Source organism: Dactylosporangium darangshiense, assembly GCF_039537565.1.
GTDB lineage: Bacteria > Actinomycetota > Actinomycetes > Mycobacteriales > Micromonosporaceae > Dactylosporangium > Dactylosporangium darangshiense.
Genome location: NZ_BAABAT010000004.1, coordinates 15750 through 32890, shown reverse-complemented (window position 1 = coordinate 32890; position 17141 = coordinate 15750). Strand labels below are relative to the sequence as shown.

Below are 17141 nucleotides of genomic sequence, written 5' to 3'. Positions count from 1 at the left end.
ACTGGGGGTAAGCGACAGTGATCAGAAGGCTGCTGGTGGCCAACCGCGGCGAGATCGCCCGCCGGGTGTTCGCCACCTGCCGGGCGATGGGCGTCGAGACGGTCGCCGTCTACTCCGACGCCGACGCCGACTCCCCGCACGTCGCGGAGGCCGACTACGCCGTGCACCTGCCCGGCAACGCGCCGACGGCGACGTACCTGCGCGGCGACCTGCTGATCGCGGCGGCGCGCAAGTGCGGCGCCGATGCGGTACACCCGGGATATGGCTTCCTCTCGGAGAACGCCGACTTCGCGCGGGCGGTGATCGACGCCGGCCTGACCTGGGTCGGACCGTCGCCGAAGGCGATCGCCATGATGGGCTCCAAGCTCGAGGCGAAGGCGCTGCTGGCCGAGGCCGGGGTGCCGATGCTGCCCACCGCCCTGGAGCCCGACGAGGTCGACACGTTCCCGGTCCTGGTCAAGGCGTCCGCGGGCGGCGGCGGGCGGGGCATGCGCATCGTGCGCGACCGCGAGTCGCTCGCCGAGGCCGTCGCGTCGGCGCGGCGCGAGGCGGCGTCGGCGTTCGGCGACGGCACGGTGTTCTGCGAGCGGTACGTCGAACGCGCCCGCCACATCGAAGTGCAGATCATGGCCGACTCGCACGGCAACGTGGTGCCCCTCGGCGAGCGCGAGTGCTCGATCCAGCGCCGCCACCAGAAGATCGTCGAGGAGACACCGTCGCCGGCCGTCGACGCGCCCCTGCGCGAACGGCTCTTCCAGGCCGCGACCGCCGCCGCCCGGGCCGTCTCCTACGTCGGCGCCGGCACGGTCGAGTTCCTGCTCGCGCCCACCGGCGAGTTCTTCTTCCTGGAGATGAACACCCGCCTGCAGGTCGAGCACCCGGTGACCGAGTGCGTCGTCGGCGTCGACATGGTGCGGCTGCAGCTGGTCGTGGCCGAGGGCGGCGCGCTGCCGTTCGACGGCCCGCCGCCGCTGCACGGCCACGCGATCGAGGTCCGCCTGTACGCCGAGGACCCCGCCAACGCCTGGATGCCCTCGACCGGCACGCTGCACCGCTTCGACGTCCCCGGCGCCGCGCACGCGTTCGCCCCGCTGCCCGCGCCCGGCCTGCGCCTGGACTCCGGCGTTGCCGGCGGCTCGGTCATCGGCGTGCACTACGACCCGATGCTCGCCAAGCTCATCGCCTGGGCGCCGACGCGCGCGGAGGCGGCCCGGATGCTCGGCGGCGCCCTCGCCCGGGCCCGCATCCACGGCGTGACGACCAACCGCGACCTGCTCGTGCGGGTGCTGCGCCTCTCGGCGTTCCTGTCCGGCGAGACCGACACCGGCTTCCTGGACCGCCACCCGGAGGTCTTCGCCCCGCTGCTGTCCTCGGTGGACGCGGTGCGCCTGTCGTGCCTGGCCGCGGCCCTGGCCGGCGCCGCCCGGCGGGCCAGGACCGCCCTGCTGCCCGGCCTGCCGTCGGGCTGGCGCAACGTGCCCAGCGCGCTGCAGACCGTGGTGTACGAGGGCCCGACCGGCACGATCGAGGTCGGCTACCGGCTCGGCCGCACCAACGACCTCGCCGCGTGGGCGGTGCGAAGCATCGACCCCGAGGACGTCGGCCTGCCCGGCGCCGCGCTGGACCCGGCCGGCGCACCCGACCACCCGCCCGCGGCGATCCTCAGTGCCACCGGCGAGCGGGTCGTGCTCGACGTGGACGGCGTGCGGCTGCAGTTCGCGGTGCACGAGGTCGACGGGGTGTCCTTCGTGGACAGCCCGGAGGGCTCGGTGGCGCTGACGGAGCTGCCGCGCTTCCCGCTGCCGGTCGCCGAGCAGCCCGAGGGCTCCCTGATCGCGCCGCTGCCCGGCGCGGTCGGCCGGGTGCTCGTGGTGCCCGGCCAGCGGGTCGCCGCCGGCGACCTGCTGCTGACGGTGGAGGCGATGAAGCTCGAGCACCCCGTGCACGCCCCCACCGACGGCGTCATCAGCGACCTGCGGGTCGCGGCCGGCTCGCAGGTCGAGTCCGGCGCTCTCCTGGCGGTGCTCTCCCCTTCGTAGTTTCGTTTGGAGCCTTCGTTGGACTTCGACTACACCCCTCAACAGCGGGACCTGCGCGACGCCGTGGCCAAGCTCGGCAAGCGCTACGGCCACGACTACTTCGTGCGCAAGGCCAAGGCCGGCGAGCACTCCGACGAACTGTGGGAGGAGGCGGCCCGCCTGGGCTACCTGGGCGTCAGCGTGCCCGAGCAGTACGACGGCGGTGGCGGCGGCATCACCGAGCTCGCGATCGTGTGCGAGGAACTGGCCGCCGCCGGCTCCCCGCTCCTGCTGCTCGTGGTCTCCCCCGCGATCGCGGCCACGATCGTCGCCAAGCACGGCACCGAGTCCCAGCGCCAGTCCCTCCTGCCCGGCTTCGCCGCCGGCACCCTGAAGGTCTGCTTCGCCATCACCGAGCCCGACGCGGGCTCCAACTTCCACAAGCTCACGACGGTAGCCCGCCCCTTCGAGGGCGGCTACTCCCTGACGGGCCGCAAGGTGTACATCTCCGGCGTCGACGAGGCCGACAAGATCATGGTCGTCGCGCGCCTGGAGGACGAGCGCACCGGCAAGCTGAAGCCGGCCCTGTTCGTCGTGCCCACCGACGCACCCGGCCTGACGGCGACCAAGCTGGACATGGAGATCGTCAGCCCCGAAAACCAGTTCCTGGTGTACCTCGACGACGTCCGCGTCCCCGCCGCCGCCCTCATCGGCGAGGACCCCGAGGCGGGCCTCCCGGCGCTCTTCTCGGGCCTCAACCCGGAGCGCATCACGGTGGCCGCGATGGCCTGCGGCACCGCCCGCTACGCCTTGGAGCGCGCCTCGACCTACACGGCGACGCGGTCGGTCTGGGGCCGCCCGATCGGCAGCCACCAGGGCGTGGCACACCCCCTGGCACACGCCCACATCCAGGTCGAACTGGCCAGGCTCATGGTCGCCAAGGCCGCATCCTTGTACGACTCCGGCCGCGACCTGGAGGCCGGCGTGGCCGCCAACATGGCCAAGTACGCGGCGGCCGAGGCGGCCGCCCTGGCGGTGGACACCGCGATCCAGTCCCTGGGCGGCAACGGCATGACGACGGAGTTCGGCGTGGCCACCCTGCTGGGCGCCGTCCGGGCCGGCCGGATCGCCCCCGTGTCGCGCGAGATGATCCTGAACTTCGTCTCCCAGCACCTCATGGGCCAGGAGAAGTCCTACTGACGGCCGCCCGACGCCCCGCCACCCACCGACCATCGGATGGCGGGGCGCCCCGCCCACAGCGCCGACATCGAGATGCGGGCGTCCGACCCGTCCAGAAGACCTGCACCGACACCAGCGCCGTGCTGAACGCCCGCCGCCGACGACCTCGACGAAGAACGCGGGCCGCGGGCCGCGGCGGGGCGCCGACGGCCGCCACAGCAGCACCGGCACGGCCGGAACATCGCCGGGTCCACGAGCGCCCCCGCGCGCCCCCGCGCGCCCCCGCGCGCCCCCGCTGGTGCCGCGTCACGATGACCGGCACGTCGCTCAACCCGGGCGTCGCGGCAGCCCGCGGCGGGTCAGCGCGAGCCGTGCAGCTGCTCGCCGGTCAACGCGTTGTCCCCCTTGCCGGCCAGGCAACGGAACGTCGTCGGGCCGGCCTTCTGCTCGTCCAGGGTCGGCAGGAGCACGTCGATCCGCCAGGCCGCGGCGCCGATGTTGACCGACAGCAGCGTCGGGATGCTGCACACCGCGTTGACCATCGGGTCCTTCTTGTCCGAGACCTTGCTGCCCTTCGCCAGCTCCCCGTACGCGAACGCCTCCCACGTGTGCCGGCCCGAACAGTCCGCCGGGGCCCGGTTGGCGTCGAAGCACTCCGGGGTGTCCGAGCACAAGGCGCGCTTGTCGACCGGCCCGCCACATGCCGCGCGCGGCGGGGCGGACGGCTCCGGGCTCGGGTTGTCGCCGCCGAACCCGTAGGCGATGGCGATGCTCACCGAGGCGGCCACCACGACCAGCCCCGCGATCACGGCCATCCACACGCCGCGGCGCCCGAACGGCGAGGGCTTGACCGGATTGACAAACGGATCCGCCGGCGGCGCAACAGGGCCGGCGGAGGCGTCCGATCCCGCCGCCGCGAAACTTCCACGACCGCCATCGGCCGCGGCGAAAAGCGAAGACCCGCCCGCCCCGGAGCCAGACGAGCCAAAACCGGACGGACCTGAGCCAGACGAACCTGGCCCAGACGAACCTGACCCGGACGAGCCGAGCCCTACGCGGCCTGGCCCGGACGAGCCGGACCCGGACGAGCCGAGCCCTACGCGGCCTGGCCCGGACGAGCCGGACCCGGACGAGCCGAGCCCTACGCGGCCTGGCCCGGACGAGCCGGACCCGGACGAGCCGGACGCGGACGAGCCGGAGGAGGGACGAGCAAGAGGATCGGTAGGAGGCTCCTCGGGGCCGGCCTCGTGCGGGACGGTCTGCTCCGGATCGCGCGGGAACCCGCCCAGGAACGGCGAGTCGAGCAGCCGGTCCGCCGGCGGTGGCGGCAAGGGCGGGGGCAACGGCGGCGACGTATACACCGGCTCGATCGGGGGCGACCCGAGCGGCGGCACGATGACCTGCGGCGCGGGCGCCATCCGCAGCGCCATCAGGGCGTCGCGCAGCTGCAGCGCCGTCGGCCGGGCGGACTCGTCGTTGGACATGCCGGCGCGCAGGATGGCCATCAGGTCGTCGGGGCAGCCGGGCAGGTCGGGGATGTGATCGTTGAACATGTCGACCAGCGACAGGAGGCTGGGCATCTGGTCCTCGCGCCAGCGGGGCGGCCGTCCGCGCATCAGCGCGTAGAGGGTGGCGCAGAGGGCGTAGACGTCGGCGGCGGGGGCCGGCGGGGCGTGACGGAACGTCTCCGGTGGGGCGTAGGCCGGGGTGAGCACGTCCAGGGTGATCGAGACGTCGCGCCACTCGGCGAGGATGGCCAGTCCGAAGTCGGCCAGGGCGGGCTCGCCGAAGCGGCTGAAGAGGATGTTGGCCGGCTTGACGTCGCGGTGCAGCACCCCCAGGGCGTGCGCGTCGGACAGGGCGTCGGCGATCTTGAAGCCGACCTCGCGGGCCTCGGCTGGGGTGAGCGGGGCGTTGCGCATGCGCTCGGCATAGGAGCCGTCGCAGAGCTCCATGATCAGGTAGGGGTGGCCGTCGCCCGTCACGCCGGCGTCGAACAGGTCGACGACGTGGGGGTGGCTGGACATGCGGCCGGCCGCGCGGGCCTCGCGCAGGAAGCGGCGGCGGTCGCGCTCGGTCTCCAGCGTCCGGTTCTCGACCTTGACGGCCACGTCCCGGCCGACCGACTCCTGCTCCGCCCGATAGACGGTGGCGTAGCCGCCGCGGGCCAGCACGGAGAACCCGGTCAGGCCGGGCACCGTGGGGAGCGGAGTCGATGCGGTCACGGCTAAGACGGTACGGCAGGGGTCCGACATTTCTCCGTCACGCATCGGCCACAGCCGAGTTTCACGGCTCGGCAACCACGGGGACGGAGTCGTTGGCGTCGAGCGCCTCCTGGAGTACCGCTGCCGCATAATCGCGACTGCGAACGTCCTCGCCGGGTGCGCTCTGCGCCTGCCGCGCCCAGTCGAGGGCTTCGGCGTTGCGCCCGGCGGCCAGCAGCGCCGAGGCGTAGGCGGCGACCGCGTGGCGGCGGGAGAAGATCACCGAGTCGCCGGGACGCTCGGCGGCGACGCAGCCGAGCACCTCCAGGGCCGTCGGCAGGTCGCCCTGCGCCAGGCGGGCCAGGCCGAAGAGCACGCGCGGGCCGACCTTGGCGGACTCCAGCACGTCGTGGGTCTCCACCACCTGCAGCACCGCGCGGGCATCGACCTCGGCCGCGACCGGGTCGCCGCGGTCCAGGCTGACGAAGCCGCGCATGGTGCGCGACATGCCGAGCAGGAGGGGGTGCCCGGTCTTCTCGCCGTACTCGGTGGCGTCGGACAGCAGGTCGTAGGCGTGCGCCGGCTCGGACAGCTCGCGCGCGACGACGCCGCGCACGACCAGCGCCAGGCCGCGGCCCCAGTCGTCGCCGGCCGCGGCGAACTCGCGGTAGGCGCGGCGGGCCTCGCGGTCGGCCTCGGCCAGGTCGCCGCTCTCGGCCGCGGCGAACGCCTCGACCGCGCGCAGCGTGCCGACCGCCCAGGCGTCGCCGACCCGCTCGCCGAAGGGCAGGAACGCCTTGGCCAGCCGGCGGGCCTCGCCGAGCCGGCCGGCGAGCAGCCGCACGAACGCCGTCGTGCCGCGCAGCCAGGCCCGCCCGACCGGGTCGCCGAGCTCGGCGAAGCGGCGGGCGGCGCGCCCTAGCGCCGCGTCGGCGCCGGCGAAGTCGCCGCGGGTGGTGGTGACCCAGGCCAGGTGCTGCAGCGACCAGGCCTGCGCGCGGCGGTCGCCGGCGGTGACGGCGATCTGGAACGACTCGGCGAACCGGCCGCCCGCCTCGGCCAGGCGCCCTTCGAGGAAGTCGGCCATGCCGAGGCGGCGCATGGCGTCGCCGCGCTCGTACGTCAGGTGCGCCGCCGTCGCCGCGTCCAACGCCTCGGTCAGCGTCCGGTAGCTGCGCTGGTGATCGCCCATCCCTCGATAGGCGCGCCCGGCCACGAGCAGGGCGCCCACGCGGACGGCGGCGTCGTCTCCGGCGTTGGCGGTGATCTTCTCGGCGTACCCCAGAGCCTCCGCCGCCCGCCCCAGCTGCAGCAAGGCGCGGGAGTGCACGAGCCGGTCGGCGGGCGGCAGCGCACCGCCGCCCAGTGCCGACGCGCGCTCGGCAGCATTGGCCGCCTGCGCCGGTTCCCCGCTGGCCAGGGCCGCCCGGGCCGCTCGACCGAGCGCCTGTACGCCCAGGGGCGCCGCCGACCGCGCCAGCGAGTCGGGGCGCAGCCCCACCACGTCCGCGAGCCGGCTGGCCCGCTCGGCGTGGTCGGCGGTGAACGCGTCCGCGGCGCCGAGGGTCAGGTTGAGCCCGGGGACGTTGCCGGTGCCGCCGGCGGCGATGTAGGCGGTGACCGCCGCCGCGGCCCACCGCGACAGCGCCGCGTGCCGCTCGGCGAGGTCGGCCTTGCCGATGCCGGCGTACGCCGCCTCGCGCAGCAGCGGCGTGGCGAACGCGAACCCGCCCCGGCCGCGGCGCAGCATGCGGCGCTGCAGCAGCTCTTCGACGGCCCGATCGAGCTCGACCGCGGCCACGACCGCGGGCCGGGCCGGCTGGCCGGGCGGGTTGAAGCGCAGCGCCTCGAGCGCCCGGGCCGGCACGGTGTCGCCGATGACGGCGGCGTCGCGCAGCACGGCGCGGGTGTCGGCGGGCAGCGCGTCGATGCGCGCGGCGAGAACGGCGGCGAGGTCGCGGGAGAGCAGGCGGCCGCCGAGCGAGCCGGGCGTGAGCCGCCAGCCGGGCGGGTCGGTGCCGGCCACGGTGGTCAGCGCGCCGCGCTCCTGCAGCAGCGTGACGAGCTCGGCCAGGTAGAACGGGTTGCCCTGCGCGGTGGCCAGCAGCCGGTCCTCGTCGGGCGGCGCGAGCCGCCCGCCGGTCAGGTACGCCGTGAGCAGCCGCGCCGCGTCCGCGCCCCGCAGCGGCGGGATCGGCACGACCTCGGCGTCGGCGATGCGGGTCAGCACGCCGGCGGAGCGCACCAGCTCGGGCCGGCCGAGCAGCACGATGAGGACCGGGCCGGTCAGGCGCTCAATGGTGGCGCCGAGCGCGTCGAGGGTCTCCGGGGTGGCGTCGTGCAGGTCGTCGACGATCACCACGAGCGGAGTCTCCGCGGCGAGGCCGGACAGCAGCTCGGCGACGGCGTGCGGCACGGAGTGCAGGTCCAGCTCGTCGGGCTTGCCGCCGGGCGCGACCCAGGCGGTGTCGCCGACGGCTTCGGTGTACCCGATGAGGGTCAGCAACAGGTCGCTGTTGAACCGCGGCGGCTCCGGGCGGCCCCGCGCGGCGCGGGCCAGGCGCTGCCCGAGCCGGCGCAGCCGCTCCTCGACCGCCTCGCGGGTGAGTGCGGCGTCGGGCGGGAGGCCGATCGCGGCGCGGACCAGGTCGGCCAGGGGCGCGAGGCGGCGCCGCTCGCCGAACGCGGCGCAGTGCACCGACAGCACCCGGGCGCCGCCGCCGGGCGCGAACCCGGCGCTCGGTGTGTAGCCGGCGCCCCCCAGGTAGCCGGCGGCGAACCGCTCGATCTCGCCGGCCAGGCGGGTCTTGCCCAGCCCGGCCTCGCCGGTGAAGACCAGCACGCGCGGCTCCTGCCGGTCGGCGATCTCGGCGAGGCGGCCGGAGACGCGGCCGAGCTCGGCCTCGCGCCCGACGAACGGCGCCTCGTCGCCGAGGCCGGAGCGGGTGCCGGGCGCGTCGAGCAGGCCCAGCAGCTCGAACGCTTCGACCGGCTCGCGCTTGCCCTTGAGCCGCAGGGGTCGCAATGCGCGCCAGGACGCGAGCCGACGCGTGGACGACGAGGTGCGATCGCCCGCGTACACCGCGCCGATCGCGGCGGCGTCGGCCAGCCGCGCGGCGGTGTTCACGGTGTCGCCGATGACCGTGTACTCGATCCCGGCCTGCACGCCCGCGACCACCGGCCCGGTGTTGAGCCCGATGCGCAGCCCCAGCGGGGCGCCGCCGCCGCGCTCGTCGTCGAGCACCCGGCGCACCGCGCGCTGCATCGACAGGGCGGCGCGCACGGCCCGCTCGGCGTCGTCCTCGTGCGCGACCGGCGCGCCGAAGACGGCCATGATCCCGTCGCCGGTGAGCTTGTCGACGTGCCCGCCGAACGTCTTCACCGCGCCGGCGAGCGCGGCGAGCACACGGTCCGTGACGGCGCCGACGCGCTCCGGATCCAGGTCCTCGGACCAGGCCGTGAAGTCCGACAGGTCACCGAAGAGGACGGTGACGATCCGCCGCTCGGCCGCGGGCAGGGTGGCGGCGGCCGGCAGCGCCGAGCCACAGTGGTGGCAGAACCGCGCACCGGGAACGGCCACAGTCCCGCACACCGAACACGTCACGTTGCATCCAACCCAGCGACGGGTGTGTGTGATTCCCGTCGCAGAAAATCGAGCTGCGCGCGCACGCTCCACTCGGCGGCGGGCCACAGGCTGCGGTCGACGTCGACGTAGACGCGCGCGACCACTTCGGCGGCGTCGCCCGCCCCGGCGGCGACGGCGGCGCGCACCTGCTCCAGCCGGGCCTCGCGGTGCGCGCGGTAGAAGCGGGCGGCCACCCCGGTGTCGGTCAGCGCCGGCCCGTGCCCGGGCAGCGCCGGCCGCCCGTCGAGCGCGGCGAGCCGCCCCAGGCTGCCGAAATAGTCGCCGAGGTCCCCGTCGGGCCAGGCCACCACGGTCGTGCCCCGGCCGAGGATCGTGTCGCCGGTCAGCACGATCTCTTCGCCGCGGTACCGCACGACGAAGCAGACCGAGTCCTTGGTGTGCCCGGGCGTGGGCAGCGGCTCGACGGTGACCCCTTCGGCCTCCAGCCCGTCGAGCACCGGCGGGTGGTACACCGGCGCCCCCGTCAGCTCGGCCAGCCGCGCCACGCCCTCGGTGTGGTCGATGTGACCGTGGGTGAGCACGATGGCGGCGACGGGCGCGTGTGCCGCCACTGCCTGTAGATGCCCCTCGTCGAGCGGCCCCGGGTCGACGACGATGCTGCCGCCGCCGGGCGCGGCCAGCAGCCAGGTGTTGGTGCCCTCCAGCGTCATCGGCCCCGGATTGGGCGCGCGGACGAGCGTCACCCAGTCGGGCAACGATTCGAGCACTTCGGCGGCGGGGATGGTGACGTGGCTTACCACGAAGGAATCGTACGGCGGGCCGCTTCGACCGACACGTCACCCGACCGGCCAGTGGGAATCACGTTCCGGCTGTTCCGCCCCGTGCGTCCGTCCTACCGTCGCGGCGATCACCTCCGCCGCACACGGACGGTAATCATGCAAATAGTCACATGCCCGCCGGCCGCACGGATATGTCCGCCCGGTCTCGGCGGACATATCCGATATGCGCGGTCGCCGTCAGGACACCTCGACGATGGCCTCGATCTCGACCGGGGCGTTCAGCGGCAGCGCCGGCACGCCGACCGCGCTGCGCGCGTGCTGGCCGGCCTTACCGAAGACCTCGCCGAACAGCTCGCTCGCGCCGTTGATCACGCCCGGCTGGCCGGTGAAGCCGGGCGCCGACGCGACGAAGCCGACGATCTTCACGACCCGCACCACGCGGGACAGGCCGACCAGGGCCTCCACGGCGGCGAGGATGTTGATGCCGCAGCGGCGCGCGAGGTCCTTGGCCTGCTCCGCGGTCACCTCGGCACCGACCAGGCCCGTCGCGGCCAGGGCGCCGTTCACCATCGGCAGCTGGCCCGACACGTACACATGGCTGCCGGTCTGAACCGCCGGCACATAGGCGGCCACGGGCGGTACCACCGGCGGAATCTCGATCCCGAGCTCGGCCAGGCGCGCGTGGACGTCGGCCACCTCAGCCGGCCTTCGGGCGCTTGAAGTAGGCGACCAGGTTCTCCGGGTTGAGGCCGGGCACGATCGCCACCAGCTCCCAGCCGTCCTCGCCGAAGTTGTCAAGAATCATCTTGGTGTTGTGGACCAGCAGCGGCGCGGTCAGATACTCCCATTTCTGCATGTGGGGACAGTAACGCCGCGCGGGACGGGTCCGTCGGGCACAGCCTGATATCGGGGACACCACAGCTGGCCTCGTGACGCTACTGTGAGGGCCGCCGTCGCGAATGTGTCGCACAGAGGTGGGAGAAATGACGCAACCGCCCCAGTACCCGGGTCAGCCGGAGTATCAAGGCCAGCCGGGCCAGCCGGGGCAGGGCTGGCCGCCACCGCCGGTCCAGGACCCGTACGCGGCGCCGCCCGCCCAGGAATACACAGTGCAGTCGCCGGTGCCGCCGGACCCCTACGCGATTCCGCAGCAGTCGCAGGACCCCTACGCGGTTCCGCAGCAGGGGCAGGACCCGTATGCCGTGCCGCCCACCTCGGCGCCGCCGACGTCCGGGCAGCCGTATGCCGCTCCCTACGGCCCGCCCACCGGGCAGGTGCCGCCGACGGGCGCCTTCGGACAGCCCACCGGTCAGTTCCCGCCGCCGACCGGGCAGTTCCCGACCGGGCCCATGCCGACCGGGCAGTTCCCGCAGCCGGCGATGGCGCCGCCGTTCTCCGGGCCGCCGGCGCCGGTGTCCGGCATGCCCGTTTCGGGCTACCCGGTGTACCCCCAGCAGGCCCCGCCGAAGAAGAAGCGCGGCCTGATGATCACGCTGATCGTGCTTGGCGTGGTGGTGGTGCTGTGCGGCGGTGGCGGCGCGGCCGCGTATTACGTCGTGCAGAACAACCAGGGCACCGGCGCGACGAGCGCGGTCGATGCGGTCAACAACTTCCTGACCGCGGTCTACAAGGACAAGAACAGCGACGAGGCCCTGAAGTACGTGTGCGCCTCGTCACGCAACAAGGACAAGCTCGCCGCGCGGGTCGACGAGATCCGCAGGTACGACGCGTCGCTGAGCAGCCCGACCTACACCTGGCCCACGCCGACGGTGGAGAAGCAGGAGAAGGACCAGGCCACGCTCAACGTGGCGATCAAGGTGTCGACCAGCGACGAGAAGGTCGCCGAGACGAAGTACAAGTACATCGCCACCAACAGCAAGGGCTGGTGGGTATGCGAGATCACCGCGGCCTGAGCCTTCCCGCGACCAGGTAGCGTCGAGGGCGTGACGGCACGCGAGTCTGCAGACGGGCGGGGCGGCTACGGCTGGCCCGCCCGTCTCCATGTGGTCACCGGCAAGGGCGGCACCGGCAAGACGACGGTCGCCGCGGCGCTCGCCCTCGCCCTGGCGCGCGATGGCAAGCGGACCCTCCTCATCGAGGTCGAGGCGCGGCAGGGCATCGCACAGCTCTTCGACCGCGATCCGCTGCCCTACCAGGAGCTGCGCATCGCCACGGCCCAGGGCGGCGGCGAGATGCGGGCGCTGGCGGTCGACGTCGAGGAGGCGCTCCTGGAGTACCTCGAGATGTTCTACCGCCTGGGCGTGGCCGGCCGGGCCCTGCGCAAGGTCGGCGCGGTCGACTTCGCCACCACGGTCGCGCCGGGCCTGCGGGACGTGCTGCTCACCGGCAAGATCAAGGAGGCGGTCACCCGCACGGTCGACGGCCGGCGGGTGTACGACGCCGTGGTGCTGGACGCGCCGCCGACCGGGCGCATCGGCCGGTTCCTCAACGTCACCGCCGAGACTGCGCGGCTGGCCAAGGTCGGGCCCATCAAGACGCAGAGCGAGGGCGTGGCGGCCATCCTGCGCTCGCCGATGACCGCGGTGCACGTGGTCACCCTCCTGGAGGAGATGCCCGTCCAGGAGACCTCCGACGCGATCGAAGAGCTGACGCGGCTGGGGATCCCCATCGGTACCGTCATCGTCAACGCCACGCGGCCCCCGGTCCTGGCGGGCGTCAAGCTCACGCAGGCCGACCTGCGCCGCGGGCTCACCGCCGCCGGGCTGCCGGCCGAGAAGGACGTGCTCGCCGGGCTGGTCGGCGAGGCGCGGGCATACCAGACGCGGGTGGCCGCCGAGGCGTCACTGCGCGCCGAGCTGCAGGGACTCGGCCGGCCGGTGGTCGAGCTGCCGGTGGTCCCCGACGGTGTGACGGCCGCCTCCCTCGAGTCGCTCGGTGATCTGCTCCTCGCGTCTGCTTGAGGATGCCCCCAGCGGATACGCTCGCAGGGTGCCTCCCACTGCCGAGCCGCGGTCGCCGCACTTGGACCTGGATGCGATCCTCGCCGATCGGGCGATCCGCATCGTGGTCTGCTGCGGCTCGGGCGGCGTCGGAAAGACGACAACCGCGGCGGCGCTCGCGCTCCGGGCCGCGGAGGACCACGGCCGGCGCACGGTCGTCCTGACGATCGACCCGGCCCGGCGGCTGGCCCAGGCGCTCGGGCTCACCGAGCTGGACAACACGCCCCGCCAGGTCAAGGGCCTCCAGCCGGACTCGGCCGAGCTGCAGGCCATGATGCTGGACATGAAGCGGACCTTCGACGAGGTCGTGCTCACGCACACCGACCCGAAGAAGGCCGAAGAGATCTTCGCCAACCCGTTCTACCAGGCCATGAGCTCGACGTTCTCGGGCACGCAGGAGTACATGGCCATGGAGAAGCTGGGGCAGCTGCGGGCCCGCGACGAGTGGGACCTGATCGTGGTCGACACCCCGCCGTCGCGTTCGGCGCTGGACTTCCTCGACGCGCCGGCCCGGCTGTCGCGGTTCCTCGACGGCAAGATGCTGCGGCTGCTGCTAGCGCCGGCGCGCGCCGGCGGGCGCAGCGTATTCAACCTGGTCTCGGCCTCGTTCGGGCTGTTCAGCCGGACCGTGACGAAGATACTGGGCGCGCAGCTGCTGACCGACCTGTCGGGCTTCGTCGGCGCGCTGGACTCGATGTTCGGCGGTTTCCGCGAGCGGGCCGAGCAGACGTATCGCGTGCTGCAGGCCCCCGAGACGGCGTTCCTGGTCGTGGCGGCCCCCGAGCCGGACGCCGTGCGCGAGGCGGTCTACTTCGCCGGCCGGCTCGGCGCCGACCGGATGCCGCTGGCGGGGCTGGTGCTCAACCGGGTGGTACCGGTGGCGGCGTCCCAGCTGCTGGCGGACGATGCTCGCGCCGCCGCGGACCGGCTCGACGAGATGGGCGGGCACCAGGCGACCGCCGACGTCCTGCGGGTCCACGCCGAGCTGGCCGATCAGCACAACCGGCAGGCGGCGGTCTCCGACCGGTTTTTGCGCGCTCATCCGGGCGTGCCGGTCGTCCGGATCCCGGCACAGCCCGCCGACGTCCACGACCTCGACGGGCTGCGCGCGATCGGTGCGACCTTCGCGTAAAACTGCGGTTCTGTTGGCGGTTGCAGTTGGTTTCTTGCCGATTGGGCTCGTATTGGCTCAGCCGGTCGGAACCAGCTCCTTGGTGTCCTTCTCGTTGCGGTCGATGGCCGCTTCGAACATCTTGCGCCAGCTGGGCACCTGCGGGTGACGGCGCAGCAACGCACGGCGTTCGCGCTCGGTCATCCCGCCCCAGACCCCGAACTCGATCCGGTTGTCGAGGGCGTCCGCCAGGCACTCGTACCGCACAGGACAGCTGCGGCAGATCCGCTTCGCTACGTTCTGCTCGGCACCCTGGACGAACAATGCGTCCGGGTCGCCATTGCGACACGCGGCGATGCTGGGCCAGTCGACGACCATGCTCATATTCCCTCTTCCCCCCTTGGACTCCCCCCGGGTCCATCCGCCGGTCTTTCCCCGGCGAAAAGCGCCCAAACCACATCCCCCCATGGCATTCGGGTGCAGTTCGCCGACAACCCCGAAAGGGCGCCCAAAACCTCATGCTCCGTAGCCGTCCAGTCACGCAACGTTGTTGCGCCAGGTTGGCCGGCCTTTCGCGATCCACCAGAGGTCCCGGACCGTGCTGCCGCCGCGTCACTCGCAGGTGCGATTTGCCCAGAAATGCCGACGCCCTCAAGCCGCTGGTCGCAGAATCGGAACCGGGTCAACCTCACGCTTGGTGTCACGCGTCTAGGACAACGAGGACGCGTCCATCTGGACGCGGCCGTATGACGTCGTCCCGTAGTCTGAGGCGGTGACCTGGATGCGCAAACGCGAGCACGGCCTGCTGCCCAATGCAGCTTCTTTGCTGCTGTGTGGGCTCTTGGCAGGGCTGGTGGTCGCTGCGGCCGCGTTCCCTGCGGTCGCGATGTCGGGACTGGCCGCGAAGGCCGGATCCGACACGTTCGAGAACCTGCCGACCGATCTGTCTGTACTGCCTTCGCCGCAGATCAGTTATGTCTTTGCATCGGACGGCAAAACGCTCCTCGCGATGATGTACGACGAGAACCGCCGTGACGTCAAAATCGACGATGTCGCCGACGTCATGACGAAGGCGATCGTCGCCGCCGAGGACAACCGGTTCTACGAGCACCGTGGCGTCGACGTGAAGGGCGTCGCCCGCGCATTCGTGGCCAACCAGAACGCCGGCGGCCAGACCGAGCAGGGCGCCTCGACGCTCACGATGCAATACGTCCGGCAGGCGCTCGCCTACTCCGCGAAGACGCCGCAGGAGGTCGTGGACGCGACCGACAAGACGCCGACGCGCAAGCTCAAGGAGATGAAGTACGCGATCGATCTCGAGAAGAAGCTCAACAAGCGGGAGATTCTCGAGAAGTACCTCAACATCGCCGCATACGGTCACGGCGCATACGGCATCTATGCGGCCTCACACGTGTACTTCGCGAAGGACCCCAAGGACCTGACGCTGCCCGAGGCGGCGCTCATCGCGGGCCTCGTGAAGGCGCCGGGCACCAACGACCCCGCGACGGCCGACGGCCTGCCGCGCGCGCTGGACCGCCAGAAGTACGTGCTGAACCAGATGGTCTCGATGGGCTACATCGACCGGGCCACCGCGGATGCGGCCGGCAAGGAGAAGCTCAACATCATCGGCAAGCGCACCCCCGAGGGCTGCGAGTCCGTCCAGCGCCCCGAACTCGGCGCCGGCTTCTTCTGCGACTACCTGCGCCGCTGGTGGATCGACCAGCCGATCTTCGGCGAGGACCAGTACCAGCGCGCCAACCGGCTGCGCGCCGGCGGCTACACGATCATCTCCTCGCTCAACGTCCAGACGCAGACGGCGGCGTTCAAATACGCGCAGCAGCAACCGCTCGTCTCCAAGGACCAGCAGGTCAAGATGGGCCAGTCCAACGCGCTGATGCTGGCGGCGATCCAGCCCGGCACCGGCCGGGTGCAGGCGCTGGCCACCAACCGCGTGTTCAGCAACGACCAGACGCACAACGGCAACAACACCAACCCGGACAAGCGCGGCCAGAAGGGCAACTGGCCAAACACGACGGTGCCGATCATCACCGGCGACTCGGACATCCCCGGCTACCAGGCCGGTTCGGCGTTCAAGATCTTCACCGCCGTCGCTGCGCTCGAGTCGGGCCTGCCGCTGGCCACGACGATCAACACCGAGAAGCAGTACGTCTCGAACTTCGTCATCGACCCCAGCAGCCCGGCGGCCTGCAACGGCCCGCACTACTGCCCGAAGAACTCCGGCGGCCAGTCCGGCCCGTACAACATGTGGACCGGCTTCGGCAGCTCGATCAACACCTTCTTCGTGCCGCTGGAGGAGCGGGTCGGCGTCGACCACGTCGTCGACGTGGCCAAGCGGATGGGCATCCAGTTCAACGCCCCGTCCGACGCGAAGTACGCCGCCAACCCGAAGCAGTGGGGCGCCTTCACGCTCGGCGTCAGCGCGACGACCCCGCTGCAGCTGGGCAACGCCTACGCCACGCTGGCCGCCGACGGCGTGTACTGCGAGCCGACCCCGATCCTCGAGGTCAAGGACAACACGGGCAAGAAGGTCGACGGGCTCGACCCGAAGTGCAAGCAGAACATCGACCCCGAGGTCGCCCGCGCGGCCGTGGACATGGCCCGCTGCCCGGTCGGCGACCAGTCCGCGACCGGCAAGTGCGGTGGCGCGACGGCCGGCTACTCCCGCGACTTCGTGAAGCGGCCGATCGCCGGCAAGACCGGCACGACCGACTCCGAGAAGAGCGCGACCTTCACGGTCATGACCAAGCAGCTCGCGGTCTCCGGGTTCCTCACCGACCCGGACTGGCCGGAGACGAACAAGGACATGAAGCACCCGCCGGTCAACTACGCCGCGCTGGCGACCCTGCGCGACGGCCTCGCCGGCCAGCCGGTGGTCCAGTTCACCCCGCCGACGAAGGACAAGACGCAGGGCAAGCTGGTCGACATCCCGTCGGTCAAGTGCCTCTCCGTCGACCAGGCCCGCAACAAGGTGAAGAACGCGGGCTTCGGCGTCTCGGTCTCCAACCAGCAGGTCGCCTCGCAGTGCCCGCCCGGCACCGTCGACCGGACCAGCCCTGCCGGCGCTACCACCAAGGGCGGCGACGTCCAGCTGATCATCAGCAAGGGCCCCGGAGCCCAGGCGCCGCCATACCTCGGCAACAACGTCTACGGGACCGATCCGAACGCCTGCCCGATACCGTGGCTGTGCTGATCGCCTGAGCACGAACAACGGCGGCCGTCCCGGCATTCGGGACGGCCGCCGTTTTCGGTGTGTCGGAAATCTGTGCCGGAAATCTGGGCCGGA

10 protein-coding genes and 2 pseudogenes are annotated in these 17141 nt (G+C 72.6%); 6 read left to right on the top strand and 6 right to left on the bottom strand.

Features of this window, described 5'->3' with window-relative positions:
• Positions 1 to 17 precede the first annotated feature (17 nt).
• Positions 18 to 2039: an ATP-binding protein gene (locus tag ABD901_RS09955; RefSeq protein ID WP_345123679.1), complete on the top strand. Its 2022-nt coding sequence runs from the start codon at positions 18 to 20 to the stop codon at positions 2037 to 2039.
• An 18-nt stretch (positions 2040 to 2057) separates the two neighbouring features.
• Positions 2058 to 3218, top strand: coding sequence for an acyl-CoA dehydrogenase family protein (locus ABD901_RS09950; protein ID WP_345123677.1), 1161 nt, complete (start codon positions 2058 to 2060; stop codon positions 3216 to 3218).
• Positions 3219 to 4477: 1259 nt separating this feature from the next.
• Here ABD901_RS09950 and ABD901_RS58995 read toward each other — a convergent pair.
• The 5 genes and pseudogenes from ABD901_RS58995 to sp36 all read right to left on the bottom strand — a co-directional run.
• Positions 4478 to 5395, bottom strand: a pseudogene (locus tag ABD901_RS58995) (serine/threonine-protein kinase); the annotation flags it as partial.
• A 121-nt stretch (positions 5396 to 5516) separates the two neighbouring features.
• A pseudogene (locus tag ABD901_RS09940) lies at positions 5517 to 9005 on the bottom strand (adenylate/guanylate cyclase domain-containing protein); the annotation flags it as partial.
• Positions 9002 to 9787 carry an MBL fold metallo-hydrolase gene (locus tag ABD901_RS09935; RefSeq protein WP_345123675.1) on the bottom strand — a complete coding sequence of 262 codons (786 nt, stop codon included), beginning with the start codon at positions 9785 to 9787 and terminating at the stop codon, positions 9002 to 9004. The pseudogene ABD901_RS09940 and the gene ABD901_RS09935, both read right to left, overlap by 4 nt.
• Positions 9788 to 10003: 216 nt before the next feature.
• Positions 10004 to 10462, bottom strand: coding sequence for a RidA family protein (locus ABD901_RS09930; protein ID WP_345123673.1), 459 nt, complete (start codon positions 10460 to 10462; stop codon positions 10004 to 10006).
• Position 10463: 1 nt separating this feature from the next.
• Positions 10464 to 10622 (bottom strand): Sp36 family protein, encoded by a 159-nt coding sequence (gene sp36 / locus ABD901_RS09925; protein ID WP_345123670.1) that lies wholly within the window; start codon positions 10620 to 10622, stop codon positions 10464 to 10466.
• Between the two features lie 127 nt (positions 10623 to 10749).
• Here sp36 and ABD901_RS09920 point away from each other — a divergent pair, with 127 nt between their 5' ends.
• The 3 genes from ABD901_RS09920 to bagB are packed head-to-tail and all read left to right on the top strand — an operon-like array spanning position 10750 to position 13858.
• On the top strand, positions 10750 to 11679 hold the full coding sequence (locus tag ABD901_RS09920; protein ID WP_345123668.1) for an Rv0361 family membrane protein: 930 nt from the start codon (positions 10750 to 10752) through the stop codon (positions 11677 to 11679).
• A gap of 30 nt (positions 11680 to 11709) precedes the next feature.
• Positions 11710 to 12687, top strand: coding sequence for an ATPase BagA (gene bagA / locus ABD901_RS09915; RefSeq protein ID WP_345123666.1), 978 nt, complete (start codon positions 11710 to 11712; stop codon positions 12685 to 12687).
• A 28-nt stretch (positions 12688 to 12715) separates the two neighbouring features.
• Positions 12716 to 13858, top strand: coding sequence for an ArsA family ATPase (bagB, locus tag ABD901_RS09910; RefSeq protein ID WP_345123664.1), 1143 nt, complete (start codon positions 12716 to 12718; stop codon positions 13856 to 13858).
• 57 nt (positions 13859 to 13915) lie between these two features.
• On the opposite strand, the gene ABD901_RS09905 is transcribed toward bagB, so the two are convergent.
• The gene (locus ABD901_RS09905; protein WP_345123662.1) at positions 13916 to 14221 is read right to left on the bottom strand and encodes a WhiB family transcriptional regulator; all 306 of its coding nucleotides are present in this window, start codon (positions 14219 to 14221) and stop codon (positions 13916 to 13918) included.
• A 397-nt stretch (positions 14222 to 14618) separates the two neighbouring features.
• On the opposite strand from ABD901_RS09905, the gene ABD901_RS09900 reads away from it, so the two are divergent.
• Entirely contained in the window at positions 14619 to 17048 is a 2430-nt protein-coding gene (locus tag ABD901_RS09900) for a transglycosylase domain-containing protein (protein WP_345124561.1), read from the top strand.
• Positions 17049 to 17141: the final 93 nt, after the last annotated feature.